General features: G+C 69.1%; 23 protein-coding genes, 2 pseudogenes and 1 riboswitch. Of the genes and pseudogenes, 7 read left to right on the forward strand and 18 right to left on the reverse strand.

Annotation, left to right across the window (positions count from 1 at the left end; translation table 11 throughout):
- Positions 1-69: 69 nt before the first annotated feature.
- From FAB82_RS16980 to FAB82_RS17035, 12 genes are all read right to left on the reverse strand, one after another.
- On the reverse strand, positions 70-1,395 hold the full coding sequence (locus FAB82_RS16980; RefSeq protein WP_136535731.1) for a hypothetical protein: 1,326 nt from the start codon (positions 1,393-1,395) through the stop codon (positions 70-72).
- Positions 1,396-1,611: 216 nt separating this feature from the next.
- On the reverse strand, positions 1,612-2,886 hold the full coding sequence (locus FAB82_RS16985) for a thymidine phosphorylase (RefSeq protein WP_136535732.1): 1,275 nt from the start codon (positions 2,884-2,886) through the stop codon (positions 1,612-1,614).
- Between the two features lie 77 nt (positions 2,887-2,963).
- On the reverse strand, positions 2,964-3,398 hold the full coding sequence (locus FAB82_RS16990; RefSeq protein WP_136535733.1) for a cytidine deaminase: 435 nt from the start codon (positions 3,396-3,398) through the stop codon (positions 2,964-2,966).
- The gene (locus FAB82_RS16995; protein ID WP_136535734.1) at positions 3,398-4,699 is read right to left on the reverse strand and encodes an ABC transporter permease; all 1,302 of its coding nucleotides are present in this window, start codon (positions 4,697-4,699) and stop codon (positions 3,398-3,400) included. The genes FAB82_RS16990 and FAB82_RS16995 overlap by 1 nt, the downstream gene beginning before the upstream one ends.
- Positions 4,700-4,704: 5 nt before the next feature.
- On the reverse strand, positions 4,705-5,979 hold the full coding sequence (locus tag FAB82_RS17000; RefSeq protein WP_136535735.1) for an ABC transporter permease: 1,275 nt from the start codon (positions 5,977-5,979) through the stop codon (positions 4,705-4,707).
- Complete coding sequence (locus tag FAB82_RS17005) at positions 5,976-7,655, reverse strand: ABC transporter ATP-binding protein (RefSeq protein ID WP_136535736.1); 1,680 nt, start codon at positions 7,653-7,655, stop codon at positions 5,976-5,978. The genes FAB82_RS17000 and FAB82_RS17005 overlap by 4 nt, the downstream gene beginning before the upstream one ends.
- A gap of 41 nt (positions 7,656-7,696) precedes the next feature.
- The gene (locus tag FAB82_RS17010; protein ID WP_136535737.1) at positions 7,697-8,839 is read right to left on the reverse strand and encodes a BMP family lipoprotein; all 1,143 of its coding nucleotides are present in this window, start codon (positions 8,837-8,839) and stop codon (positions 7,697-7,699) included.
- 422 nt (positions 8,840-9,261) lie between these two features.
- Positions 9,262-9,609: a hypothetical protein gene (locus tag FAB82_RS17015; RefSeq protein ID WP_136535738.1), complete on the reverse strand. Its 348-nt coding sequence runs from the start codon at positions 9,607-9,609 to the stop codon at positions 9,262-9,264.
- A gap of 273 nt (positions 9,610-9,882) precedes the next feature.
- A complete protein-coding gene (gene galK / locus FAB82_RS17020) occupies positions 9,883-11,025 on the reverse strand; it encodes a galactokinase (protein WP_136535739.1) in 1,143 nt (380 codons plus the stop codon).
- Positions 11,012-11,983 carry a UDP-glucose 4-epimerase GalE gene (gene galE, locus FAB82_RS17025; RefSeq protein WP_136535740.1) on the reverse strand — a complete coding sequence of 324 codons (972 nt, stop codon included), beginning with the start codon at positions 11,981-11,983 and terminating at the stop codon, positions 11,012-11,014. The genes galK and galE overlap by 14 nt, the downstream gene beginning before the upstream one ends.
- Entirely contained in the window at positions 11,980-13,098 is a 1,119-nt protein-coding gene (galT, locus tag FAB82_RS17030; RefSeq protein WP_246039684.1) for a galactose-1-phosphate uridylyltransferase, read from the reverse strand. The genes galE and galT overlap by 4 nt, the downstream gene beginning before the upstream one ends.
- A complete protein-coding gene (locus FAB82_RS17035) occupies positions 13,095-13,964 on the reverse strand; it encodes a DeoR/GlpR family DNA-binding transcription regulator (RefSeq protein ID WP_136535741.1) in 870 nt (289 codons plus the stop codon). The genes galT and FAB82_RS17035 overlap by 4 nt, the downstream gene beginning before the upstream one ends.
- 122 nt (positions 13,965-14,086) lie before the next feature.
- On the opposite strand from FAB82_RS17035, the gene trpS reads away from it, so the two are divergent.
- Together trpS and FAB82_RS17045 are read left to right on the forward strand one after the other, a co-directional pair.
- On the forward strand, positions 14,087-15,103 hold the full coding sequence (gene trpS, locus FAB82_RS17040; RefSeq protein ID WP_136535742.1) for a tryptophan--tRNA ligase: 1,017 nt from the start codon (positions 14,087-14,089) through the stop codon (positions 15,101-15,103).
- Entirely contained in the window at positions 15,103-15,678 is a 576-nt protein-coding gene (locus FAB82_RS17045) for a 2'-5' RNA ligase family protein (RefSeq protein ID WP_246039685.1), read from the forward strand. The genes trpS and FAB82_RS17045 overlap by 1 nt, the downstream gene beginning before the upstream one ends.
- A 79-nt stretch (positions 15,679-15,757) precedes the next feature.
- Here FAB82_RS17045 and FAB82_RS17050 read toward each other — a convergent pair whose 3' ends face one another.
- On the reverse strand, positions 15,758-16,117 hold the full coding sequence (locus FAB82_RS17050; protein ID WP_136535743.1) for a hypothetical protein: 360 nt from the start codon (positions 16,115-16,117) through the stop codon (positions 15,758-15,760).
- A gap of 56 nt (positions 16,118-16,173) precedes the next feature.
- Positions 16,174-16,536, reverse strand: coding sequence for a TFIIB-type zinc ribbon-containing protein (locus FAB82_RS17055; protein ID WP_136535744.1), 363 nt, complete (start codon positions 16,534-16,536; stop codon positions 16,174-16,176).
- A 191-nt stretch (positions 16,537-16,727) separates the two neighbouring features.
- On the opposite strand from FAB82_RS17055, the gene FAB82_RS17060 reads away from it, so the two are divergent.
- Positions 16,728-17,096, forward strand: a complete 369-nt coding sequence (locus FAB82_RS17060; protein WP_136535745.1) for a hypothetical protein — start codon at positions 16,728-16,730, stop codon at positions 17,094-17,096.
- A 53-nt stretch (positions 17,097-17,149) separates the two neighbouring features.
- On the opposite strand, the gene purH is transcribed toward FAB82_RS17060, so the two are convergent.
- Together purH and FAB82_RS28065 are read right to left on the reverse strand one after the other, a co-directional pair.
- The gene (gene purH, locus FAB82_RS17065; protein WP_136535746.1) at positions 17,150-18,709 is read right to left on the reverse strand and encodes a bifunctional phosphoribosylaminoimidazolecarboxamide formyltransferase/IMP cyclohydrolase; all 1,560 of its coding nucleotides are present in this window, start codon (positions 18,707-18,709) and stop codon (positions 17,150-17,152) included.
- Between the two features lie 26 nt (positions 18,710-18,735).
- Positions 18,736-18,896, reverse strand: a riboswitch (ZMP/ZTP riboswitch).
- A gap of 133 nt (positions 18,897-19,029) precedes the next feature.
- Positions 19,030-19,275: pseudogene (locus FAB82_RS28065) on the reverse strand (VanZ family protein); the annotation flags it as partial.
- Between FAB82_RS28065 and FAB82_RS28070 the strand changes: the two are divergent.
- Complete coding sequence (locus FAB82_RS28070; RefSeq protein WP_246039686.1) at positions 19,177-19,512, forward strand: hypothetical protein; 336 nt, start codon at positions 19,177-19,179, stop codon at positions 19,510-19,512. The pseudogene FAB82_RS28065 and the gene FAB82_RS28070 sit on opposite strands and share 99 nt — an antisense overlap.
- Here the strand turns inward: FAB82_RS28070 and purN are convergent.
- The gene (gene purN / locus FAB82_RS17075; RefSeq protein WP_136535747.1) at positions 19,499-20,113 is read right to left on the reverse strand and encodes a phosphoribosylglycinamide formyltransferase; all 615 of its coding nucleotides are present in this window, start codon (positions 20,111-20,113) and stop codon (positions 19,499-19,501) included. The two genes, FAB82_RS28070 and purN, sit on opposite strands and share 14 nt — an antisense overlap.
- A 172-nt stretch (positions 20,114-20,285) precedes the next feature.
- Positions 20,286-21,542, reverse strand: a pseudogene (locus tag FAB82_RS28920) (cell division protein PerM); the annotation flags it as partial.
- Here FAB82_RS28920 and FAB82_RS17080 point away from each other — a divergent pair.
- From FAB82_RS17080 to FAB82_RS17090, 3 genes are all read left to right on the forward strand, one after another.
- Complete coding sequence (locus FAB82_RS17080) at positions 21,541-21,996, forward strand: thermonuclease family protein (RefSeq protein ID WP_136535748.1); 456 nt, start codon at positions 21,541-21,543, stop codon at positions 21,994-21,996. The pseudogene FAB82_RS28920 and the gene FAB82_RS17080 sit on opposite strands and share 2 nt — an antisense overlap.
- Before the next feature lie 66 nt (positions 21,997-22,062).
- Positions 22,063-22,383, forward strand: a complete 321-nt coding sequence (locus FAB82_RS17085; protein ID WP_136535749.1) for a nucleotidyltransferase family protein — start codon at positions 22,063-22,065, stop codon at positions 22,381-22,383.
- Positions 22,380-22,700: a HepT-like ribonuclease domain-containing protein gene (locus FAB82_RS17090; RefSeq protein ID WP_136535750.1), complete on the forward strand. Its 321-nt coding sequence runs from the start codon at positions 22,380-22,382 to the stop codon at positions 22,698-22,700. Before FAB82_RS17085 ends, FAB82_RS17090 begins: the two co-directional genes overlap by 4 nt.
- Positions 22,701-22,715: the final 15 nt, after the last annotated feature.

Raw genomic sequence — 22,715 nt, forward strand, 5'->3', positions numbered from 1 at the left:
GCGGGCGGGCGACACCCAGTCGCCCGCCCGCACCAAACTCAAATTCAACAAGCGCCCTCGCTGGCCCAATCAGAAGTTCGGGTCCTCCGATTCCCAAGTGAGGGAACCACTCTCCAGGCGGTACACCGGACCGGTCGGTGCGAGTTCGACCGTCGTCGTGTCATCCGAATAGGTGGCCTTGCCCGGCGTGACCGTCTCGACCCGCAGTTGACCCTCCTCGTCCTGGACGACCTCGATCTCGGGGTATGAGTCCACCGTCCACGGCTCCGTCAGAAAGAAGAGGTCAGTGAAGTGGTCATCGGACTTCCAGGGGCAATCGCTCCCGGACCCGTAGGAGTCCCCCGGCAGATTGCCGGTGGTGGCGCAGCTGTCGATCGCGGCGTTCACCTGTTCGCTCAGCTCCTCCGTGGCCGCCTCGCTGACGGTCAGCTCCGGCGGGAACGGGTTCTCGATATCTCCCTGCATCCCCGTCGTCCCCGCGGTCACCGGCACCTCGATCGTGAAGTCCTCGTACAGGTGATCATCCTTGAGCGACACCTCGTAGACCCCGGGCGGGACCTTGACCCTCCCGGTTCCCGACGCCCCGGCTACGTGCACGGTCATGACCGACTCCATCTCCCAGCCGTAGTCGTTCGCCACGAGCTCGTCGCTGAAGCCGATGGAACCCAGCCGGGCGGCGACGATGTTCCAGTTGCCGTCCCCCTTGCGGCTCAATACGAACATCTCCGAGGAGGGCCGGCCGTCGACCGTATAGGCGACGGTCACCGTCGCGTAGTCGCGGTCGTCCTGCTCGGTGACGCCGGGCGGCGTGCCCTCGACGCTGCTCGTCACCCGGACGTCCTCGGGAGCGCGGTAGCCCTCGCTCAGAGCGTCCGGTTCGAATACGGGCGAGTCGGCCCCGTCGATGCCGCGCAAGAACATCCCGGCCGCCGGACCATCCTCTTCGGACAGGGCACCGAAATAACCCAGCACCCGCTCCTCCGCACCGGCGAGGGGATCGCGGGCCAGGAACGTCACGCCGACGGAGACGCCCGCGATCACGATCGCAGAAAGGGCGGCGATGATCGTGTGCCGCAGCCGCCACCTGCGGCGCGGCGGCGGAGGGAGGACCGGCGGCGGACCGAAGGCCTGCGTCGGAACCGGAGTCGCGGCCGAATCGAAGCGGGGTCCGGAGGGGTTCCCGTCGGGCGCCTCCATCTGGGGCCCCACCGGAGGCGGCGCCGGGTCGGAACGCGGTTCTGACGGGACGGCATCGGGCGTGTCCATCTGGGGCCATGCGGGAGGCGACCCTTCGGGCTCGGGCCCCATCGCGGGAACGCCCGGCGCGCCCGCCTGGGGCTCGGGCTCTGGCTCTCGTTCGGGTTGATTTCCCTGGGGCGCAATAGGGTCGGTCATGGCCGCTGCTCCATCCGGTCACCGAGCCGGCCGTGCGGTCCGGGGGAACCGCTTCCTCGGCCGACTCTGCACCGAAGCTAAACCCTCGACCTCGGGAGGGGTCCCGATTCATCTCGCGAAGGAGTCCCAACAGCGAGCGCCGCGACCCATCCGGGTCGCGGCGCTCCTGGCGTACTGGTGTCCTTGCGGCGATTCCTTGCGGCGCGCCCTTGCAGCTCAGGCGAGGCGGTCGAGGACGATCGGGCCGCGCTTCGCGGGCTCGGCACCGATCTTCCACTGGTCCTTCAGGGTCTCCTTGGCCGCGTCGATGCGCTCGGGCGTGTCGGTGTGGAGGCGGTAGACCGGCTCCCCGGCCTTGACCTGCTCGCCGACGGTCTTGAGGATTTCGATGCCGGCACCGAACTGGACCGGCTGGCCCTGGCGTTCGCGTCCCGCGCCGAGGCGCCAGGCGGCCACGCCGACCGCGTAGGCATCCATCTCGGACACGTACCCGTCGGCCTCGGCGACGACTTCCTCGGTGTGCTTCGCGACCGGAAGCGGGGCGTCGACGTCCCCGCCCTGGGCGGTGATCATCTTGCGCCACTTGTCCATCGCGCGCCCGTCCCGCAATGCGGCGGCCGGGTCGGCGTCGCTCTTCCCGGCGGCGGCGAGCATTTCGCGGGCGAGGGCGACGGTCAGCTCCACCACGTCGGCGGGGCCGCCACCGGCCAGGACCTCGACCGACTCGCGCACCTCGAGCGCATTGCCGGCCGTGCGCCCCAGCGGAATCGACATGTCGGTTAGCAGCGCCCGGGTGTCGACGTCGTGGTCGCGGCCGAGCCGCACCATCGTCTCGGCGAGCTCCTTGGCCTGCGCGAAGTCCTTCATGAAGGCGCCGGAGCCGACCTTGACGTCCAGGACGATCGCGTCGGCGCCCTCGGCGATCTTCTTGCTCATGATCGACGAGGCGATGAGCGGAATCGACTCCACGGTGGAGGTGGTGTCGCGCAGGGCGTACAGCTTCTTGTCGGCCGGGGCGAGGTCGCCGGTGGCGGCGCAGATGACCGCGCCGTTCTCCCGGAGCTGCTGCACCACAGCCGCTTCGGTCATATCGACGTCGAAGCCGGGGATCGACTCCAGCTTGTCGAGCGTGCCGCCGGTGTGGCCGAGTCCGCGCCCGGACAGCTGCGGCACCGCGACGTCGAAGACGGCGACGAGCGGGGCCAGCGGCAGCGTGATCTTGTCGCCCACTCCGCCGGTGGAGTGCTTGTCCACGCATGGCTTGCCCACACTGGACAGGTCGAGGGTGATGCCGGAGCGGATCATCGCGGCGGTCCAGTCTGCGATCTCGCGTGGCTTCGCTCCATTGAGGAAGATCGCCATCGCCAGCGCCGACATCTGCTCGTCGGCGACGGCGCCCTTCGTATAGGCGTCGATGACCCAGTCGATCTGGGCGGTCGAGAGTTCGCCCCCGTCTCGTTTGGTGCGGATGACGTCGACAGCGGTGATCATGTGGTTGTCCCTCACTAGCTTTGGGCCGCTTCCGCGGACCGGTTCGCTTCGCTCACAGTCCGGGTTTCCGGCACTGCTCACTTCGTTCCCAGATGTGCGGGCCCGAACGCGCCGGGGAGCAGGGCCCCCACGGTGGTCGGTCCGGGTTCGGCGTCCACCAGGCAGTCGGCGCCGCCGTGCTCGTAGAGCAGTTGGCGGCACCTTCCGCACGGGGTGAGGGGGGTGCCGTTGCCGTCGACGCACGCGATGGCGACGAGGCGTCCGCCGCCGGTGGCGGCGAGTTGGGAGACCATGCCGCATTCGGCGCACAGGGTCAGTCCAAAGGAGGCGTTCTCGACATTGCAGCCGGAGACGATGCGTCCGTCGTCGACCAGGCCGGCGACGCCGACCGGGTACTTCGAGTAGGGCGCGTAGGCGTGCCCCATCGCCTCGACCGCTTTGGCGCGCAGGGCGTCCCAGTCGATCTCGGGGCTTTCGGGACTGCCGATGCCGTCCACGCCGAGCGCCACCATCACTTGTCTCCCGGGTTGTATGGAACGCCGTCGGCCGCGGGCGCCTTGGCCTTGCCGATGAGCCCGGCGACGACCACGAGGGTCACCGCGTAGGGCAGCATCTGGAGGAACTCGCCGGGGATGATCGAGTTCCCGGCGGTGTCGAGGTACCGGGAGACCTGGGTGGTGAAGCCGAAGATGAGCGCGCCGGCGAGGACGCCGAGCGGGTTCCAGCGGCCGACGATCATGACGGCGAGCGCGACGAAGCCGAGCCCGGCGGTCATGTTCTTGTTGAACGCCAGGTTGTTCGCGATGGTGAAGAACGCGCCGCCGAATCCGGAGATGAGGCCGGCGGCGGCCACGTTCCAGAAGCGGAGCCGGTTGACGTTGACGCCCATGGAGTCCGCGGCGGCGGGGTGCTCGCCGACGGCGCGGGTGCGCAGGCCCCAGCGGGTGCGGTAGAGCAGGAACCAGATCACGGCGACGAGGCCGAGGCCGACGTACACGAAGATGCTCTGGCGGAACAGGACCGGGCCGATGACGGGGATGTCCCCGAGGAAGCCCAGGCCGATCGATTCGAGCCAGGAGCTGATGTTCGAGACCCCGTGCGGGTTGTTGTAGCCGGGCGTCTTCTTCAGCTGGTCGTACATGAAGCCGGTGAAGCCGAGCGCGAGCAGGTTCAGGATGACGCCGGTGACGACCTGGTTGACCTGGTACCTGGTAGCCAGGGCGGCGAGCAGCAGGGTCAGCAGGGAGCCGGCGATCATCGCGCCGAGGATGCCCGCGTAGGAGTTGCCGGTGATGGAGGCGACCAGGACGCCGAAGAAGGCGCCCATGAGGAACTGGCCCTCGATGCCGATGTTGATGACGCCGCTTCGTTCGCAGACGACGCCGGAGAGGGCGCCGAACATGTAGGGCAGCGACAGGAACAGGGCGCCGGCGAGGATCGACTCGATGCGGAAGACGACGCCTTCCTGCGACATCGCCCAGCACAGCAGGCTCAGCGCGAGGCAGGTGGCACCGGCGGCCATGATCAGTTTGAACCAGCGGGTCGGGACGCCGATGGCGACCAGGATTCCCGCGGCGGCGGCCAGTGCGGCCAGGATGGCGACGGTCGGCGCGGCCGGGACGGTCCAGCTGGCGTCGGGCAGGGTCAGGTTGAGCGTGAAGGTGACGCTGCGATCGCCGAGCTTGCCGAGCGCGAACCCCCCGATGACCGCGCCGATCACGGCGAGGACTGCACCGCCGATCGGCTTGCGGGTCCGTTTCTCGTCGAGCAGCGCGGCCGGCGTGGCGGGCGCGGGTGCGGTGTCCACTGCCATGGGGCTCACCAGCCTTTCGCTTCGAGAGTGACCAGGCCGCCGCGCGGGATGCGCAGGTGCAGGATGGCCCGGACGAGGGCCGGGGCGGCGATGAACAGGACGATGATGGCCTGCAACAGGATCGAGATGTCGACCGGCACGTCGGGCTGCGCCGACAGGGCGCCGGCCTTGAGCGCGCCGAACAGCAGCGCGGCGGCGACGATCCCGGCCGGGTTGGCCCTGCCGAGGAGGGCGACGGTGATGCCGTCGAAGCCGTATTCGAGCGCCGTGTTGGTGGTGATGCCGGTGGACCCGACGCCCAGTGCGAGGGCCGCGCCGGCGAGGCCCGCGAGGCCTCCGGCGGTGCCCATCGTGGTCACGTAGGTGCGGCCGATGTTCATGCCGGCGGTCTGCGAGGCGTGCTCGTTGAAGCCGACCGCGCGGATGCGGTAGCCGAACGTCGACTTCGACAGCAGCCACCACACCAGGACGGCGGCGGCGATGCCGATGATGAGCGCCAGGTTGACGCGCAGGCTCGGGTTGAGCCAGGCGAGCAGCTTGGGCAGCGTGGCCGAGGCGTCGGGGCTCTTGGAGACCAGGTCGGTCTTGGTGTCCGAGTGCAGGAACGAGGTCGACAGCGCCCACACCAGGAACAGCGCGGCGATGTTGTTGAGCATGATCGAGGAGATGACCTCGTGCGCCCCGGTCGTGGCCTTGAGGACGCCGGGCACGGCGCCGAAGGCGGCACCGGCGATGGCGCCCGCCGCGACCGCGAGCGGGATGTGGACGATCGGGGGCAGGTCGAGGCTGAACCCGATGATGAGCGCGCCCATCATGCCGAAGATCAGCTGGCCCTGGGCGCCGATGTTGAACAGTCCGGCGCGGAAGGCGAGGCCGACGGCGAGGCCGGTGAAGATCAGCGGCGTCGCGTACAGCAGCGTCTCGGAGATCGGCCGCAGCAGGTCGCCGAGTTCGGCGGTCCCGGCGGCGAACCGGTCGAGGGTGTTGAGGTTGAGGATCGCGCCTTCGAACACGGCCAGGTACGACTCGTAGATGATGTCCCGCGAGGCGTACACGGCGTCCTGGGGCCGCGAGAAGAAGTAGGTGAAGGTGGAGCGGGTGTACTCATCGGAGACGATGAGCAGGATCGCGCCGATGACGAACGCCATCAGCAGCGAGTAGACGGTCACCATGACCGAGTTGGCCTCGGTCATGTAGCGCAGGAAGACGACCCCGAACGGCGCCTTTTTCGGTCCCGGCTCCGACTTGTCGGTGGCGGGTGCCTGGGCGTCGTTGCTCACCGGTCACCTCCATTGGATTGCTCATCGTTGCTGTCGGACTCGGAGGTCCCCGAATCGGTGGTGGGGGTGTCGTCGGCCTCGGGGGCCGAAGTTTCAGCGGCCTCGGCGGCGGGAGTCTCCTCGGCCTCGGGGCCGGTCACCTCGACCTCGTCGGGGTCGGCGTGCTCGGCGTCCTCCATGGAGGCGCCGACCATGAGTCGGCCGATGACCTCGCGCGGCGTGTCGGGGGCGACCTCGCCGACGATGCGGCCGTTGTAGATCACGGCGATCCGGTCGGCCATCGCGTAGATCTCGTCCAGTTCGGAGGAGATCAGCAGGACGCCGGTGCCGGTGTCGCGCTCGGTGACCAGTCGCTGGTGGATGAACTCGGTGGCGCCGACGTCGACGCCGCGGGTCGGCTGCGCGGCCACCAGGAGGTGGCGGGGGCGCGAGAACTCGCGGGCGATGATGACCTTCTGCGCGTTGCCGCCCGACAGGGAGGAGACGAGCTCGTTCGGGGACTGGGTGCGGATGTCGAACTCCGCGATGGACCCCAGTGCACGCTGGCGAATGGCGTCGGCGCGGACGACGCCGCCGCCCGCGTACGGCATGTCCTTGTACTGGTTGAGCACGAGGTTCTCGGCGACGGAGAACTCGGCGATGACGCCGTCGCGGCCGCGGTCCTCGGGGATGTAGCCGAGGCCGTCGGCGATGCGGCGGGACGGGGTGTGGGAGCGGACGTTCACGCCGTCGATGATGATCTGGCCGGCGTCGGGCTTGAGCAGCCCGAGGATGGTGCGGGCCAGTTCGGTCTGCCCGTTCCCCTCGACGCCAGCGAGGCCGACGATCTCGCCGGAGTGGACGGTGAGGTCGAGTCCGTCGAGGACCTTGACTCCGGCGCCGTTGACGACGGTGAGCCCCTCGATCTCCAGTCTCGGTTCGCCCGGCTCGGCCGGGGTCTTGTCGATGGTGAGGGTGACGGCGCGGCCCACCATCGCCGAGGCCATCTCGGTCTCGGAGGCGGTCGGCTCCAGCTCGGCGACGACCTTGCCGCGCCGGATCACCGTGATGGTGTCGGCGACGGCCTGGACCTCTTTGAGCTTGTGGCTGATGAAGAGGATGGAGGTGCCGGAGGCGGCGAGGCTGCGCATGATCTCGAGCAGCTCGGTGATCTCGGCGGGGGTGAGGACCGCGGTGGGCTCGTCCAGGATGAGCAGTTCGGTCTCCGGCCCCGAGAGGGCCTTGACGATCTCGACGCGCTGCTGGACGCCGACGGGCAGGTCCTCGCAGATCGCGTCGGGGTCGAGGCGGAGGCCGTAGCGCTCGGATACATCGAGCACGGCCTCGCGCGCGGCCTTGGCCGAGAGCACCCCGCCTCCGCGGGTGTGCTCCCGGCCCAGCTGCACATTGTCGGCGACGCTGAAGGGCCCGACGAGTTTGAAGTGCTGGTGAACCATGCCGATACCGGCGGCGATCGCGTCGCTCGGGCCGGAGAACGTCAGGGGTTCACCGTCGATCAGGATTTCACCGCTGGTCGGCTCAAGGATGCCGTAGAGCATGTTCATGAGCGTGGACTTGCCGGCGCCGTTCTCACCGAGTACGGCGTGGATCTGTCCGGGTTCGACCGTCAGGTCGATATTGTCGTCAGCGGTGAATGAGCCGAACTTCTTCGTCAGGCCCCGCAGTTCGAGTCGCAATTCGTGTCCTTCGAATCCTCAGCGTCGCTTCGTGTTTCGTACTACTCGGAAGCCGGCGAAGCCGGGGATTCGACGACGACCGAACCGTCGATGATGGCGGCCTGGAGGTCTTCGACCTCCTGCTTGGTCTCGTCGGAGATGACGCTGTCGAAGTCGTGGTACGGCGAGATGGCGACGCCACCGTTCTCGAGCGTGCCGATGTAGGGCTCGGCGGCGGCCGCGGCGGACTCCGCGTCCTTGTTCTCGTAAGCGGTGAGCACGGCGGTCTTGACCGCCTCGGCCAGGCCCTTCTCGGCGCTGGTGAGGAGCTCGGCGCCGAAGTCGGTGGACTCGTAGCCGTCGGTGTCGACCCAGATCGCCTCGACGTCGTCGTTCTCGGAGGCGGCGGTCAGCGCGCCGATGCCGGCGGGGCCGGCCACGGGCATGACGATGTCGGCGCCCTGCGAGATGAAGTTCTCGGTGGTGGACTTGCCCTCACCGGTGTCCTCGAAGCCGTTGATGAAGGTGCCCTCCTGGGACTCGACGTCCCAGCCGAGGACCTCGACGTCGTCGTCCTTGGCCTCATTGAAGTGCTCGACGCCCTCGACGAAACCGTCCATGAAGATCGTCACCGGCGGAATCTGCAGGCCACCCCAGGTGGCGACCTTGCCGGACTCGGTCTGCGAGGCGGCGATGTAGCCGGCCAGGAACGCGGACTGGGCGGTGTCGAACTGGATCGAGAAGACGTTCTCGACATCGATCGGAGCGCCCTCGGCGTCCGAGGCGACACCGTCGACGATGGCGAAGGGGATCTCGGTGTTGGCCTGCGCGGCGGCGGTGACATTGCCGGCCATGAGGCCGCCGACGCCGACGATGAAGTTGCAGCCGTCGTCGACAGTGGCCTGGAGGTTCGGGTCGTAGTCGGCCTCGGAGGAGGACTCCTTGAAGTCGACCTCGATGTCGGAGTTCTCTTCGGCGGCGGCTTCCATACCGGCCCAGGAGGACTCGTTGAAGGACTTGTCGTCGACACCGCCGGAGTCGGTGACCATGCAGGCCATGAACGAGGCGTCGCCGTTCCCGTCACCGGTATCGGAGGGTGCCTCGCCGCAAGCGGCGAGAGCGGCAAGACTCGTGGCGGCTACACCGGCCAGAGCCAGCTTGTACGGCTTTACAGCCAGGGTGGTGCGGTGCTGCGATGCAGCCATCTCGGTCTCCTTTGACGATCCAAGGGGGGTAAGTCGATACCCGCCTAATCATGGCCGCAGTGTGTGCCACTTGGCACTGGCCTTGATCATTTCGTTACCGAAACATCCTATGACTGAGATCAGTCGCAAGCAGGTGTTTCACCGCCGCTACATCGCGGTTGCGCCTCAGGTCCCAAAATGCGGGTCACCGGGGCACGTCGCTGGAGCGCCGCCGGACTGTCGCCGGAGCGCCGCGAAGAAGACCCGAGCCCGGGCCCGAGCAGGCCCGGACTTGGCCCGACCCGGACGGGAAGTGGGCCGGACCCAAGTGGGGTGCCCCGACTGGCGGCCGTCAATCGGATCCGGGCGGAAGAAGGCCCCCGAAATGCCCGTCGCGGGTCAGGTCGGTATGGCGAAAGGCCGTCCGGTCCTCCGGTCGCGGATCAGGTCCAGAACACCGCGACGGCGGCGGTGACGGCGATGAGCCCGCCGGTCGCCCAGAAGTGCCCGGCGGCGACCCGCTCGCGCTTCTTCCACCACGGAATCGCGATCATGACCGCGAGCATCAGCGCGAGCAGGAACTTGACGCCGAGCTTCGCGTGGTCGGCATCCCCATCGGCGGCGACGATCCCGTACAGGACGATGCCGGTGGCGAGCTGGGTGGCGATGCCGTACAGCATCGCGGCGTTGATATTGAACTTCCCCGAAAGCCAGGAGGTCAACCAACCGCCGAACACGGCCGCGAAGCCGAGCAGGTGCAGGTAGCGCAGGAGCAAGTGGACGAATTCCATGGTTCGGAGTATTTCAGAGCCCCGTATCCACCAACGAAAGAGCAACCCCCCGGAAGCCCCTGTCACACCCCGGTGCCACCGTTGAATCGAGGGGCCTTGTGTGCGCCCGATTTGCCGGCAACCGCCGCGAACCGCCGCATTCGGCTTCCGCCGCCTCGGTTCGCTGTCGCACCCGGGGGCGATGCTTGAAACGGGGGGTCTTCCCGGTGCCCGAATTGATGGCAAAGGCCGGGACACTCCGTTAGCGTCCCGGCCCTCGTCAATAGCTTGCGGTCAGCGGATCCGGTGGGCTCCCGCCGCCGCTCTCGCCGTGAAGATCCTCGGGGTCGGCAGGCGCTTCTCCGCCGCCGCCTCCAGGACCGCCGCCTCGACCTTCGCCGCCGCGGCCGATTCGATCAGCGCGATCGCGCTGCCGCCGAAGCCGCCGCCGGTCATGCGCGCGCCGAGGGCGCCCGCGCCGAGCGCGGCGTCGACCGCCGAGTCCAACTCGGCGCACGAGATCTCGTAGTCGTCCCGCATCGAGACGTGCGACGCCGTCAAGAGCTCGCCGATCCCGGCCGCTCCCGATTCCCTGAGCACCTTCACGGTCGCCAGGACCCGCGCGTTCTCGGTGACGATGTGGCGCAGCCGCCGGTTCAGGCGATCATCGTCGAGCGCCGCGTCGGCGGGCGCGTCGCGGAGCTTGTCGACCCCGAGCAGCTGCGCCGCCTTCTCGCAGTCGGCGCGCCGCGAGGCGTACTCGCCGTCGGCGTGGCGGTGCGGGGCGTTCGTGTCGATCACCAGCATCGTCAGCCCCTCGGCCTCCAACGCGAACGGCACCTGCTCGCGCGCGAGGTCGCGGCAGTCCATGAACATCGCCGCCCCCTCCTCGCACAGCAGCGAAGCCGACTGGTCGAGGATGCCGGTCGGGGCCCCCACGTACTCGTTCTCGGCCCGCTGCGCGATCCGAGCGGCCTCGGCCCGGTCGATCTCGTGGCCGTACAGGTCCGCCAGCGCGAGCAGCGCCGCGCATTCCATTGCGGCGGAAGAGGACAGCCCCGCCCCGTGCGGGACGTCGGAGTGCAGCGCGATGCGCACCGGACCGACCTCGTAACCGGCCTCGCCCAGCGCCCAGGCCACGCCCGCGAGGTAGGCGGCCCAGCCCTCGACGCCGTCGAGGGTCTCGGCGCGCACCGTCGAGCCTTCGCCGTAGGTGGAGTGGAACTCCCAGACCTCCGATTTGGACGCGGCGACCACGGCGTAGAACGGCAGCGCGAAGGGCATGACGAAGCCGTCGTTGTAGTCGGTGTGCTCACCGATGAGGTTCACGCGTCCCGGTGCGGCCCAAGCGCATTCGGGCTCGGTGCCGTACTTGGCGGTGAAGGCCTGGACGGCGACGTCGGTCAGTTCCAGGGCGTGGTTGTCAGGCGTGGGCATGCTGGTAGTACTCCCAGGCGTCGGCGACCATGCGGTCGAGTGAGTCGCGGGTGGGCTTCCAGCCCAGTTCCGCCTTGGCTTTCTCGGACGAGGCGACGAGTTCGGCGGGGTCGCCGGCGCGGCGGCCCTCGATCGCGACGGGGAAGTCGGTGCCGGTGACGCGCTTGACGGTCTCGACGACCTCTTTATTGGTGAAGCCGTTGCCGTTGCCGAGGTTGTAGATCTTGTGCTCCCCGGCCTGGGCGGCGCCGAGCGCGAGGAGGTGGGCGTCGGCGAGGTCGGCGACGTGGATGTAGTCGCGGACGCAGGTGCCGTCCTTGGTCGGGTAGTCCTCGCCGAAGAGCGCGAACGAGTCGCGCTTGCCGGAGGCGGCGTCGAAGGCGATCGGGATGATGTGGGTCTCCGGCTCGTGGTTCTCGCCGTGCCAGATCCCGGACTTGTCCTGGTAGGCGCCCACGACGTTGAAGTACCGCAGGGAGACCGCGGCGAGATCGTGGGCGGTGACCTCGGAGGAGATGGCCATGTCGCTGGCGAGCTTCGAGGCCCCGTAGGTGGAGGTCGGCGCCTTGGCGGCGTCCTCTCTGATGGGGACCTCGGTCGGGTTGCCGTAGACGGCGGCGGTGGAGGAGAACACGAGGGTCCGCACGTTCGCCTCGCGCATGGCGGTCAGCAGCTCGAACGTGGCGGCGGTGTTGGCCTCCCAGTAGATCTCGGGTTTGGCCATCGATTCGCCCGCGGCGATGAGGCCGCCGAAGTGGAGGATGCCGTCGAAGCTGGAATCGAGCACGTCGCCGACGTCCTGGACGCGCTTCTGCACCAACGTCGCCCCGGCGGGGACCCGCTCGGACGCGCCGGTGGAGCAGTCGTCGAGGACGACGACTTCGTGGCCCGCTTCGAGCAGCATCGTGGCGACGATCGAGCCGATGTAACCGGCACCGCCGGTGACCAGGTATTTCACAGCGCATCCTTCAGTATTTGGGCGGCCGCCTCGGGGCCGAGGTCATTGACGAACCCGCCCATGACCGATTCCGAGGAGGCCAGGAACTTGACCTTGCCCGCCGCGCGGCGGATGGAGACGATTTCGAGCCGCAGCCAGGCCAGGTCGCGGTCCTCTTTCACGGGGGCCTGGTGCCACCCGGACATGTACGGCATCTGCTCGCCGGGGAAGGCGGCGTCGCAGCGCTTCAGCACGTCGAGGTACAGGGGCGCGAACGCCTTGACGTATTCCTCGGGCAGTGCGGCCAGGTCGGCGAAGCGCTCGTTGGGGTAGAGGTGGACCTCGAAGGGCCAGCGCGCGGCGTAGGGCACGAACGCGGTCCAGTGGTCGTTGGCGGCGACGACGCGGGGGCCGGCCTGCTCCTCGGCGAGGATGTCGCCGAAGAGGTTGCGGCCGGTGGCCTCCTGGTGGCGGCGGGCCGCGTCGAGGTGTCTGCGCGTCTGCGGCGTCACGAACGGGTAGCCGTAGATCTGGCCGTGGGGGTGGTGGAGGGTCACGCCGATTTCGACGCCGCGGTTCTCGAAGCAGAAGACTTGGGCGACATCGCCTCTGGCGGAGAGGTCGGCGGTGCGCTGGGCGAGCGCGGCCATGACCAGTTCGACGCGTTCGGGGCTGAGGTCGACGAAGGACGCGTCGTGCTCGGAGGAGAAGCAGACGACCTCGCAGCGGCCGGTGGCCGGGACGTTCGGTGCGAGGGGAGTGCCCTCCAGGGCTTCGCCCTGGACGCCTCCGAAACTGGGGCCGTGCTCATTCGCTTCTCCGGCTGCGCCTCCGAAGCTGGGAAAACGGTTCTCGAAGACCGCGACCTCGTAGTTCGGGGCGGGGATCTCGGTGAGTTCGTCGCCGTCGCTCGGGCACAGCGGGCATGCGACCGGCAGTTGCGGGCGGGCGTTGCGCCCGGCCGAGACGGCGACCCATTCGTCGCGCAGCACGTCGTAGCGCAGTTGGCCGGCGCTGGCGCGGTCGCCGAGGTCGCGCTTGTCGGCGAAGGAGCCGCGGCGGGCGCCGGTGGCGGTGTCGAAGTAGAGGATCTGGCGGCCGTCTGCGAGGCTGCCGGACTCCATGTGCAGGGTCACGCTGATCTCATCTCGGTGGTGGTTGCCGCTGTCGCGGCGCTTTTGGAGTCGGGGGCGAGGCCCCCGCGGGTCTGCTGTGCGGGTGCGGCGGTGAGGGTGGGTGCGAGCACGACCTGGTCGACGTATTCGGCGAGGGTGTTGCGGGCGGTGTCGTCGAGGAACGCGTCGGTGACGATGACGTCGGCGTCGTCCAGGGAGGCGATGGTGGCGATGCCGACGACGTCGAACTTGGTGTGGTCGGCGACGACGACGAGGCGGCGGCCCTTGGCGGCGAGCGCCTGGACCGTCTCGGCCTCAAGGAGGTTGGGGGTGGTGAATCCGGCGCGCTCGGACATGCCGTGGACGCCGAGGAAGACGGTGTCGACGTTGACGCGTTCGAGGGAGGCGACCGCGAACGGTCCGACGAGGGCGTCGGAGGGGGTGCGGACGCCGCCGGTGAGGATGACGGTCTGGTCCGAGCGGCCGGCGCGGTAGAAGACGTCGGCGACGGGCACCGAGTTGGTGACGACGGTCAGGTCGGCCACGTCGGTGAGGTGGTGCGCGAGGGTCCAGGTCGTGGTGCCGGCCGAGAGCGCGATGGCTTGGCCGGGCCCGACGAGGGTGGCGGCGGCCTGGGCGATGGCCTGCTTCTCGGCTTCCTGGCGGACCTGTTTGACGGCGAAGCCCGGTTCGGTGGTGGAGCCGAAGTCGACGGCGGTCGCGCCACCGTGGACTTTCGCGACCAGCCCGCGTTCGGCGAGGGTTTCGAGGTCGCGGCGAATGGTCATGTCGGAGACGCCGAATTCCTCGACGAGCTCGGCGACGCGGACCGCTCCGGTCCGGTGGACTCGTTCGGCGATCCGGCTCTGTCGTTGCTGCGCCAGCATCTTCGATGGCTCCTTGCTGTACGACGGTCAACTAATCAAGATCCAACACAATTAAACATCATTTCGGCCCGCCCCGCAATACCGGGTGGCCAGCGCCGCAGCCCGGATGTCAGAATCGAGCCATGACCACTACCGACCGCAAGCCTCGGGTCCTGTCGGGGATTCAGCCCACCTCGGACTCATTCCACCTCGGGAACTACCTGGGGGCACTGCGGCAGTGGGTGGCGTTGCAGGACACGGCGGACGCGTTCTACTGCGTCGTCGATCTCCATGCCATCACCGTGGACCATGACCCCAAGGTATTGCACGAGCGCTCCCGGGTCTCCGCGGCGCAGCTGCTGGCCCTGGGGCTCGACCCGGAGCGGTGCACGCTGTTCGTCCAATCGCAGGTGCCCGAGCACCCGATGCTGGGGTGGATCCTGGGCTGCGAGACGGGATTCGGCGAGGCGAGCCGGATGACCCAGTTCAAGGACAAATCGTCCAAACAAGAACGCACAACCGTGGGGCTGTTCACCTATCCGGTGCTCCAGGCGGCCGACATCCTGCTCTACCAGACCGACCAGGTCCCGGTCGGCGAGGACCAGCGCCAGCACCTGGAACTGAGCCGCGACCTGGCGATCCGCTTCAACGGCACGTACGGGAGGACGTTCACCGTGCCCGACCCGTACATCGTCAAGGAGACGGCCACGATCAAGGACCTGACCGACCCGGCGAAGAAGATGTCGAAGACGTCCTCGACGCCCAAGGGCTGCCTGTACCTGCTCGATGAGCCGAACCAGATGCGCAAGAAGATCAAGGGCGCCGTCACCGACTCCGACGCCGAGGTCCGCTTCGACCCCGAGAACAAGCCGGGCCTGTCGAACCTGATGAACATCTACACGGCACTGGGCAACACCACTTTCGAGAAGCTCGAGGCGGAGTACGCCGGGCGCGGCTACGGCGACTTCAAGGGCGACCTGGCCGAGGTCGTGGCCGACTCGATCGGCCCGATCGCCACCAGGACCAAGGAGTTCCTGGCCGACAAGGCCGAACTCGACCGGATCCTGGAGCGGGGCGCCGAGAAGGCCCGCATTGTGGCGTCGCGGACGCTCGCGAAGGCCTATAAGAAGGTCGGCTTCTTCGCTCCGGCGGCGCTTTAGTGGACGATCCCGGCCCGGCGGGCGAACGGCCGATCGTCACGGTCGGCGTCGCGATCGCGGTGCCGTCGCCGTGGCGCGAGGTACTGGACGATGCGCGCCTGGCCTCCGGCGACCCGCTCGGCGGAGTGGTGCCCGCGCACCTGACGCTCCTGGGCCCCACCGAGATCGGTGCCGACGATCTGGGCGCCTTCGAGCGGCGGTTGGCCGGCGTCGCCGCCGCCACGGCCCCGTTCACCCTGCATCTGCGGGGAACGGGTTCGTTCCGGCCCGTGACGGAAGTCGTCTTCGCGGCGGTGGCGGAGGGGATCGCGATCTGCGAGCGCCTCGAGGCGGCCATCCGCGTCGGCCCGGCGTTCCGGGACCGGCGATTTCCCTACCACCCGCACGTGACGGTGGCGCAGAACGTGGGGACCGCGGCCTTGGACGCGGCCTTCAATGGACTGGCCGACTTCGAGGCGAAGTTCCGGGTCGACGCGTTCACGCTCTACACGCACCCGACGGCGCACAGCCCGGTCGAGATCGAGACGGCGACGCCGTGGACGCCGCGACGAGAATTCGAGCTCGGCGGCGCCTGAATCCGCGTCGAGCGGACTCGGTCTCGTCGGCGCTTGAGAAGCCGCGTCGAGCGGGCTGCGTGGTCAGTGAAAACCGCCGCTATCCGGCGGCGGGTGCGGCCCCCGCGCCGCGGCGCCTGAAACCGTGCACGTGCCAGGCCGCGAGGACGGTGAAGACCGCCGCGATCACGAAGTTGAGCACGGCATTGAACGTGTCACCGCTGTCGATGCGGCCGAAAGCGGCGACCATGACCACCCCGCCCATGTAGCCGAGTCCGGCGGTGAGCCCGACTTCCGCTCGTTTCGCGGGCAGCACCGCCGACACGAGCAGCACGGCGCAGCCGATCGCGTCGGGGATGGCGAAGATATTGTCGGCCCGGTAGTCGGCGTCGAACGCGAGCTGAGCCGCGAGCGGAGCGCAGACCGCGACCGCGACGATCCTGGAGATGAGGAGTCTCATCTATCGACCGTAATGTGCGGTCGCGGCCGGCGCGATCGCGGGTTCGCAAACGCCCTCTAGAAGTCGAAGAGGTCTTCGAAGACGCTCTTGCGCTTCTTCTTCTTGTAGTACTGATCGTCGCGACGGCGGTCGTCGTAGCGATGGTCGTCGTCGCGGGGACGCCGGTCGTCGTAGCCGCGGCGGTCGTCGTACCGGCGGTCGTCGCGCCGGTCGTCACGGGGGTCATAGGCCCGCGGAGGCGGCGGGGGCGGCGGCGCGACCGCACCGCGGGAGTTGTACGCCGCTTCGGCGTCGAGCAGGTGCTCCAACTCGCCCCGGTCGAGGAAGATCCCCTTGCAGTCACCGCACTGGTCGACCACAACGCCGTTTCGCTCGTACTGTTTCATCAGGTTCTGGCATTTCGGACAGAGCATCTGCATGCAACAAACCTATCGTGAACCCTGCATGTCTGCCCACCTGGCGGAACGCCAGTGTCTAGACCTGGGAATATTCTCAGGTTCCTGTAAGAAAGTTGACCGAATTCGTTCCGCTCTCGACACCGGTGCCCGGTTCCTGAATGCTTCTTCGTGATGCGGCCATCCCGCATCACGATTCCGAAATGGGGAGCATTGTGAAACGAATCCTTTTGGGCCTCATGGCGACCGGTGCCGCGGCCGTACTCAGCGTCGGCGTCGCCTCCTCTGCCTCCGCCGCCGAATCCACCACCGGCTACGACGGCTCGCCGTGGCCGTCGGTCGAGGCCGCGCAGACGTGCGATGCGGTCGCCGACGAGAATCGCTCGGTCTGGGCCGAGCCCGGTACCGCCGCAGGCACGGTCGGATCGGTCATCGCCGGGAGGACGTACACCGCTTCGTGCGGGCTGGTCGAGGGCGAGACGTACAGCGCGTGCGGGGCGACCACGAGCCAGTGGGCCTATGTGAATTACAGCGGCGACCGGTGGGGATACGTGCCGAGTGCGTGCGTGAGCTGGGCTTCATAAAAGAACGGTCCGGCGAGAAGACCCCGCCGGACCGATCATTCGCAATCGCTGGGTTAATGCGTGAAGTGCCTTGTCCCAGTGAGGTACATCGTGATGCCGGCCTCCTTGGCCGCCGAGATGACCTCTTCGTCGCGGACCGAGCCGCCCGGCTGGACGACCGCCTTCGCTCCCCCGTCGATGAGGATCTGGAGGCCGTCCGCGAACGGGAAGAACGCGTCCGAGGCCGCCACCGAACCAGTCGCGCGCTCGCCGGCGCGCTCCACGGCCAGCTTCGCCGAGTCGACCCGGTTCACCTGACCCATGCCGACGCCCACCGAGGCGCCGCCCGAGGCCAGCAGGATCGCGTTCGACTTCACCGCGCGCACCGCGCGCCACGCGAACGCCAAGTCCGCCAAGGTCGCCGCGTCAGCGGCCTCGCCGGTCGCGAGCGTCCACGACCGCGGGTCGTCGCCGTCCGCGTCGATCCGGTCGGGCCGCTGCGCCAGCACCCCGCCGGAAATCGGCTTGAGCTCCAGCTCTGAGGGCACCCATTCGGGCGCCCGCAGCAGCCGGATGTTCTTCTTCTTGGTCAGGATCGCCACGGCCTCATCGCTGAAGCCCGGCGCCACCACGACCTCGGTGAAGATCTCCGCGATCTGCGCGGCCGCCTCGGCGTCGATCTCGCCGTTCGCGGCGATGACGCCGCCGAACGCGCTGACCGGGTCGCACTCGTGGGCCCGCCGGTGCGCCGCGGCGATCGAGGTGCCGACGGCGATGCCGCACGGGTTGGCGTGCTTGATGATCGCCACGCACGGCTCCGAGAAGTCGTGCGCCGCACGCCAGGCCGCGTCCGCGTCGGTGTAGTTGTTGAACGACATGGCCTTGCCGTGCAGCTGCTCGGCCTGCGCCAGCCCGGGCGCGCCCGGCGCGGCGTACAGCGCGGCGGCCTGGTGCGGGTTCTCGCCGTAGCGCAGGTCGGCGAGCTTGGACATCGGAACGGCCGCGAAGTCCGGCAGCGCGGCGCCATCGAAGTCGAGCTCGGTGACCTGCTCGGCCAGCCAGGTGGCTACCGCCGAGTCGTACGTGGCCAGGTGCGCGAAGGCCTTGGCGGCCAGCCGGAGCCGCTGCGCGGCGGTGGTGCCGCCGGCGGCCACGGCCTCGCGGATCGTGTCGTAGTCGGCCGGGTCGACCACCACGGCTACGTTCGCGTGGTTCTTGGAGGCGCCGCGGACCATCGAGGGCCCGCCGACGTCGATCTTCTCCACGATGTCGTCGAAGCCCGCGCCCGAGGCGACGGTCTGCGCGAACGGGTAGAGGTTGCCGACCAGCAGGTCGAACGCCGCGATGCCCAGCTCGGCGAGCTGGTCTCGGTGGGAAGAGCGGCGCACGTCGGCGAGCATGCCGGCGTGGACCTTCGGGTGGAGGGTCTTGACGCGGTCGTCGAGGATCTCGGGGAACCCGGTCAGGTCCTCGACCTTCGTCACCGGGATGCCGGCCTCGGCGATGCGGGCCGCGGTCGAACCGGTCGAGACGAGTTCGACGCCTGAAGCTTGGAGGTCGCGGGCCAGATCGACGATCCCGGTCTTGTCGAAGACGGAGATGAGGGCTCGCTGGATGAGCTTGCGCTCGGACATGTGTGCACTGCTCCTGGTCGAGTAATGACTGCGGCCCAGGCGTTCGACCGCAGTAACAGGTTTGCAGTGCCGCTCCCTGGTGGTGCTCCACCTGCGAACGTCCTCGGGAGTTCCCCCTCAACAACGAGCTGCCCGGTCCGTGCCACGGGAAACTTCGAAAACGTCCTCGCCAGTCGCGACAGCACCGACGATAACACGGCGTCCTGAACGGCGGCTGAGGCGTCGTTCGGCTCCCGTGAAGCCCGCCACCAGCGCCTGGAGGCCAGCGCGGCGAGGACCGCGCCGAGGGTGTTGAGGAGGATGTCGTCGACCGAGGCGACCCGGCCGGTGCCGAAGAGGTACTGCGCGGCCTCGACCGCGGTGCAGCCCAACGCGGCCCACAGCGCGACGGTCCCCAGTCCGATCGGGAAGCGAATGGGCGCGAAGCAGCCGGCGGCGGCGGCGAACAGGATGAGGTTGCCGACCAGTTGCTCCACGATGGTGCGGGGGTCGGCGGCGGCGAGTTCGGCCAGGTCCACCAGCGGGATGAGCTGCACGGCGCCGGCGCCCTCGCGGGGCGTGAGCACCAGCAGCAGCCACGGCAGGGTCCCGGCGACCATGCCGACCTCCGCGATCGAGGCGCGCCAGGCCGATCGCGGCTCGCGCCCGGCGCGGACGCGGGCGGCGGCGAAGGCCCAGACGAGGCTGAGGGCCAAGGGCAGCAGGGCGATGGAGACGACGACGGTCGCCGATTCGAGGGCGTTGACGGCCAGTGGGGCCGCCGCGAGGGGTGCGGGGTTCACGGGCGGGTCAGCCGAACCTGACGCGGCGGTCCTCCACGGTCCAGCCTTCGCGGACCATGCGGCCGACCGATTCGACCAGTTGGGCGCGCTCGGCCTCCTTGATGCGCTCGGTGAGGGTCTCGACGGTGTCGTCGAACTCGACCGGGACGGCGCACTGAGCGAGGATCGGGCCGGTGTCGACGCCGTCGTCGCAGATGAACAGGGTCGCGCCGGCGAGTTTCACGCCCGCGGCCAGGGCCTCGCCGGGCCCGTTCATGCCCGGGAACGCCGGCAGGAGCGAGTTGTGGGTGTTGATGTACCGGCCGGGGAAGGCCGCGAGAAACCTGGGCCCGCACAGTTTCAGGAAGCCGGCCGAGACGACGATGTCGGGTTCGAACGAGGCGACGGTGCCGGTCAGGGCCTCGTCCCAAGCGTCGCGCGTGTCGAAGTCCTTCACCTTGTGCACGAAGGTGGGGATGCCGGCGTCCTCGGCTCGCTTGAGCCCGAGGATGCCCTCGCGATCGGCCCCGACGGCCACCACTTCGGCCCCGTACTCGGGGTCTCGGCAGGCGTCGATGAGCGCCTGGAGGTTGGAACCGGAGCCGGAGACGAGCACGACGAGGCGCTTCGAAGTCGAGGTCACGCCCGCACCATAACCCCTCGTCGCGGGCGGGCGACGGCTCGGGGATGACCACCGTGTCCCTGCGCACGAGCTCGGCCTCGGCGGCGCGCCGGTGGACGGCGAACAGGCGGGCCACGAGCGCCCCGCCGACGAGGCCGACGAGGATCTGGACGCCGCCGAACCCGGCCACGGAGAGCGGGTTCGGCCCGATCTGCGCGAGCAGCCCGGTCCCGGCCGCGCCGCCGGAGAGGTAGGCGAGGCCGGCCAGGGTGAGCGCGGCGGTCCCGGCGGCGACGATCGCGGCGGTCGCGACGCGCGGAATGCGCAGGTCGGGCGAGCGGTAGGTGAGGACGACACCGAAGACGGCCGCCAGCATCAGCGGAAGTCCGATGAGGATGGTAGCGCTGTTGGGGAGCGGGCCGGTGGGGACGGCGGCGAAGATCGGGAAGGCCGGGAGCGGGCCGAGGTCGACCGCTTCGGCGGTGACATGCGTGGCCTCGCCGATGTCGAAGCCGGGCCCGGCGATGTAGGCGGCGGCCCAGATCGCGAGGTTGGGCAGGAACAGCAGGCACAGCAGGGCGACGGCCCAGGCGTCGTCTCCATACAGCCGCAGAGTGTCTGCGACGGCCGGGCCGCGGACGGCGATGGCGATGCCGACGCCGGCGGCGCCGCAGGAGAGCAGGGCGCCGGTGACGAGCAGTCCGGTGCGCAGGCCGCGCCGCAGCCACACCGAGGACCGTTCCCACGGCAGGACCCCGGCTTCGCGGGCGGATCCGTAGGCGCAGGCGAGGATCGCCAGGGGAGCGACGTGGGCGAGCGCGGCGGGCACGGACACGGCGAACGGCCCGGTGGAGGCGAGCGCGGCCGTCCCGACGACGAGTCCGATATAGAGGATGGAGACGAGTCCGGCGGCGGCCCGGACGGCGGCGGCGTCGCGGCCGCCGATGGCGCGGGTCGTGGCGGCGGCGGCCTTCGACAGGCGCCAGACGATGACGATGGTGATCGCCAGCGGCGGCACGGTCAGGTGCAGCCCGGCGATGTCGGCGCCGATGCCGTGCCCGGCGAGCCAGGCGACGGCCGCGGCGGCGACCACGTTGCCAACGGACCCTTCGGCTCCGGCGAGCCACCAGGCGCCGATGACGATGACGACGATCGGGGTGAAGACGCAAGTAGCGCACCACACGACGGTGGCCAGCGCGGAGGCGACCAGGGCGCGGGGGCGGCGGGAGGGGCCCGGGCGGTTCGCAGGATCGACGACCACAGTGTCCCGTTGCCCGGAGGTGACGGTGACGGTCCGCTTGCTCGGTCGTTCTTCCACGTCGCCCAGTCTGTCATAACGGCGCCTGAGGTGCCGGATGCAGCGCAAGCGGACCGGATGGTGCGAGGAGCCGATCGCGGTGCGTGCAATGCGAGGATGATCTGGCAGGTTCGGCCGCGAGGGCCGGGCCATGAAACTGGAGGCCGATATGGAAGGTCCGGGCGACTTCTACGCGACGGTGGAGGCGTACGAGGTGGTCGACGGGGACACGTTCCGCGCGATCATCGACGGTGAGAAGACCCGCGTGCGCATCATGGGGATCAACTCCCCCGAGTCGGGCGGGTTCCGCGACGAGGAGGACTGGGGCGCCGAGTCGAAGGCCTACGCGAAGGAGAAGCTGGAGGGCCGGACCCTGCATCTCTTCGCCGACCCCGGAGATGCGGTTCGCGACCAATACGATCGCCTGCTGATGCATGTGGTGATGGAGAACGGCATGAACTACGCGGTGCTCGCTGTCGCCGAGGGCATGGCGCACACGTACATCCTGGGCCACCAGGAGCTGACGATCGGCGACACGCTCCGCAAGGCCGAGCGGTTGGCGAAGGCCGAGAAGCGCGGCATGTGGAAGCACCATACCGGCGACTGACTCGCTCTCGGAGGACGCTGCCGCCCCCGAGGCACGGTATTATCGCCGGGCGAAGGGGGCGATCCGATGGCCATTGACCAACCCGCGCGGCGACGGCGCGTGACGGTCGCCGAGCTGCGAACGCGACGCGACGAACTGGCGCGAATCGGCGAACGGTACGGCATCACCAACATTCGGGTGTTCGGTTCGGTCGCACGCGGCGAAGCCGACAGCGATAGCGATCTGGACCTACTGGTCGACGTCTCCCCCGGCCGTGGCTACTTCGACATGGCGGGATTCGCTCTCGACGTCGAACAGCTGCTCGGCGTGTACACCGAGGTGTCGACCGTCCCCGGTCTCAAGGCGCGTATCCGCGACCGGGTCGCGGCGGAAGCGATCCGCCTGTGAGAGACGACAGTGAACGACTGGCGGACATCCTGGACGCCGCCGAGAAGATCCACCGCAAGGTAGTTGAGGGCCGTGACGCCTTCGACGCCGACGAGTACGCGCAGTTGGCGATCGTCCATCTTGTCCAGATCATCGGCGAGGCCGCGAATCGGCTATCGCCGGAGGTGACTGAGGCGCACCCCGAGATCCCGTGGCGGCAGATCGTCGCCACCCGCAACCGGGTGGTGCACAGCTATTTCGATGTCGATCTCGAATTGCTGTGGACGGTGGCGGCCGTTGACATCCCGCGGCTCGCGAAGCAGCTCCGTTCGTTCTGATCGCGGCCGGGCGGC

This window comes from Glycomyces buryatensis, from assembly GCF_004912275.1.
GTDB classification, from domain to species: Bacteria; Actinomycetota; Actinomycetes; order Mycobacteriales; family Micromonosporaceae; genus Glycomyces; species Glycomyces buryatensis.

Coding starts and splice junctions, on each gene's coding strand:
- FAB82_RS16980 (WP_136535731.1), bottom strand. CDS start 1,395: ATGACCGACCCTATTGCGCCCCAGGGAAATCAACCCGAACGAGAGCCA.
- FAB82_RS16990 (WP_136535733.1), bottom strand. CDS start 3,398: ATGGTGGCGCTCGGCGTGGACGGCATCGGCAGTCCCGAAAGCCCCGAG.
- FAB82_RS17010 (WP_136535737.1), bottom strand. CDS start 8,839: ATGGCTGCATCGCAGCACCGCACCACCCTGGCTGTAAAGCCGTACAAG.
- FAB82_RS17055 (WP_136535744.1), bottom strand. CDS start 16,536: ATGCAGATGCTCTGTCCGAAATGCCAGAACCTGATGAAACAGTACGAG.
- FAB82_RS16995 (WP_136535734.1), bottom strand. CDS start 4,699: ATGGCAGTGGACACCGCACCCGCGCCCGCCACGCCGGCCGCGCTGCTC.
- FAB82_RS17050 (WP_136535743.1), bottom strand. CDS start 16,117: ATGAGACTCCTCATCTCCAGGATCGTCGCGGTCGCGGTCTGCGCTCCG.
- FAB82_RS17080 (WP_136535748.1), top strand. CDS start 21,541: ATGAAACTGGAGGCCGATATGGAAGGTCCGGGCGACTTCTACGCGACG.
- FAB82_RS17035 (WP_136535741.1), bottom strand. CDS start 13,964: ATGCTGGCGCAGCAACGACAGAGCCGGATCGCCGAACGAGTCCACCGG.
- galK (WP_136535739.1), bottom strand. CDS start 11,025: ATGCCCACGCCTGACAACCACGCCCTGGAACTGACCGACGTCGCCGTC.
- trpS (WP_136535742.1), top strand. CDS start 14,087: ATGACCACTACCGACCGCAAGCCTCGGGTCCTGTCGGGGATTCAGCCC.
- FAB82_RS16985 (WP_136535732.1), bottom strand. CDS start 2,886: ATGATCACCGCTGTCGACGTCATCCGCACCAAACGAGACGGGGGCGAA.
- FAB82_RS17015 (WP_136535738.1), bottom strand. CDS start 9,609: ATGGAATTCGTCCACTTGCTCCTGCGCTACCTGCACCTGCTCGGCTTC.
- FAB82_RS17085 (WP_136535749.1), top strand. CDS start 22,063: ATGGCCATTGACCAACCCGCGCGGCGACGGCGCGTGACGGTCGCCGAG.
- purH (WP_136535746.1), bottom strand. CDS start 18,709: ATGTCCGAGCGCAAGCTCATCCAGCGAGCCCTCATCTCCGTCTTCGAC.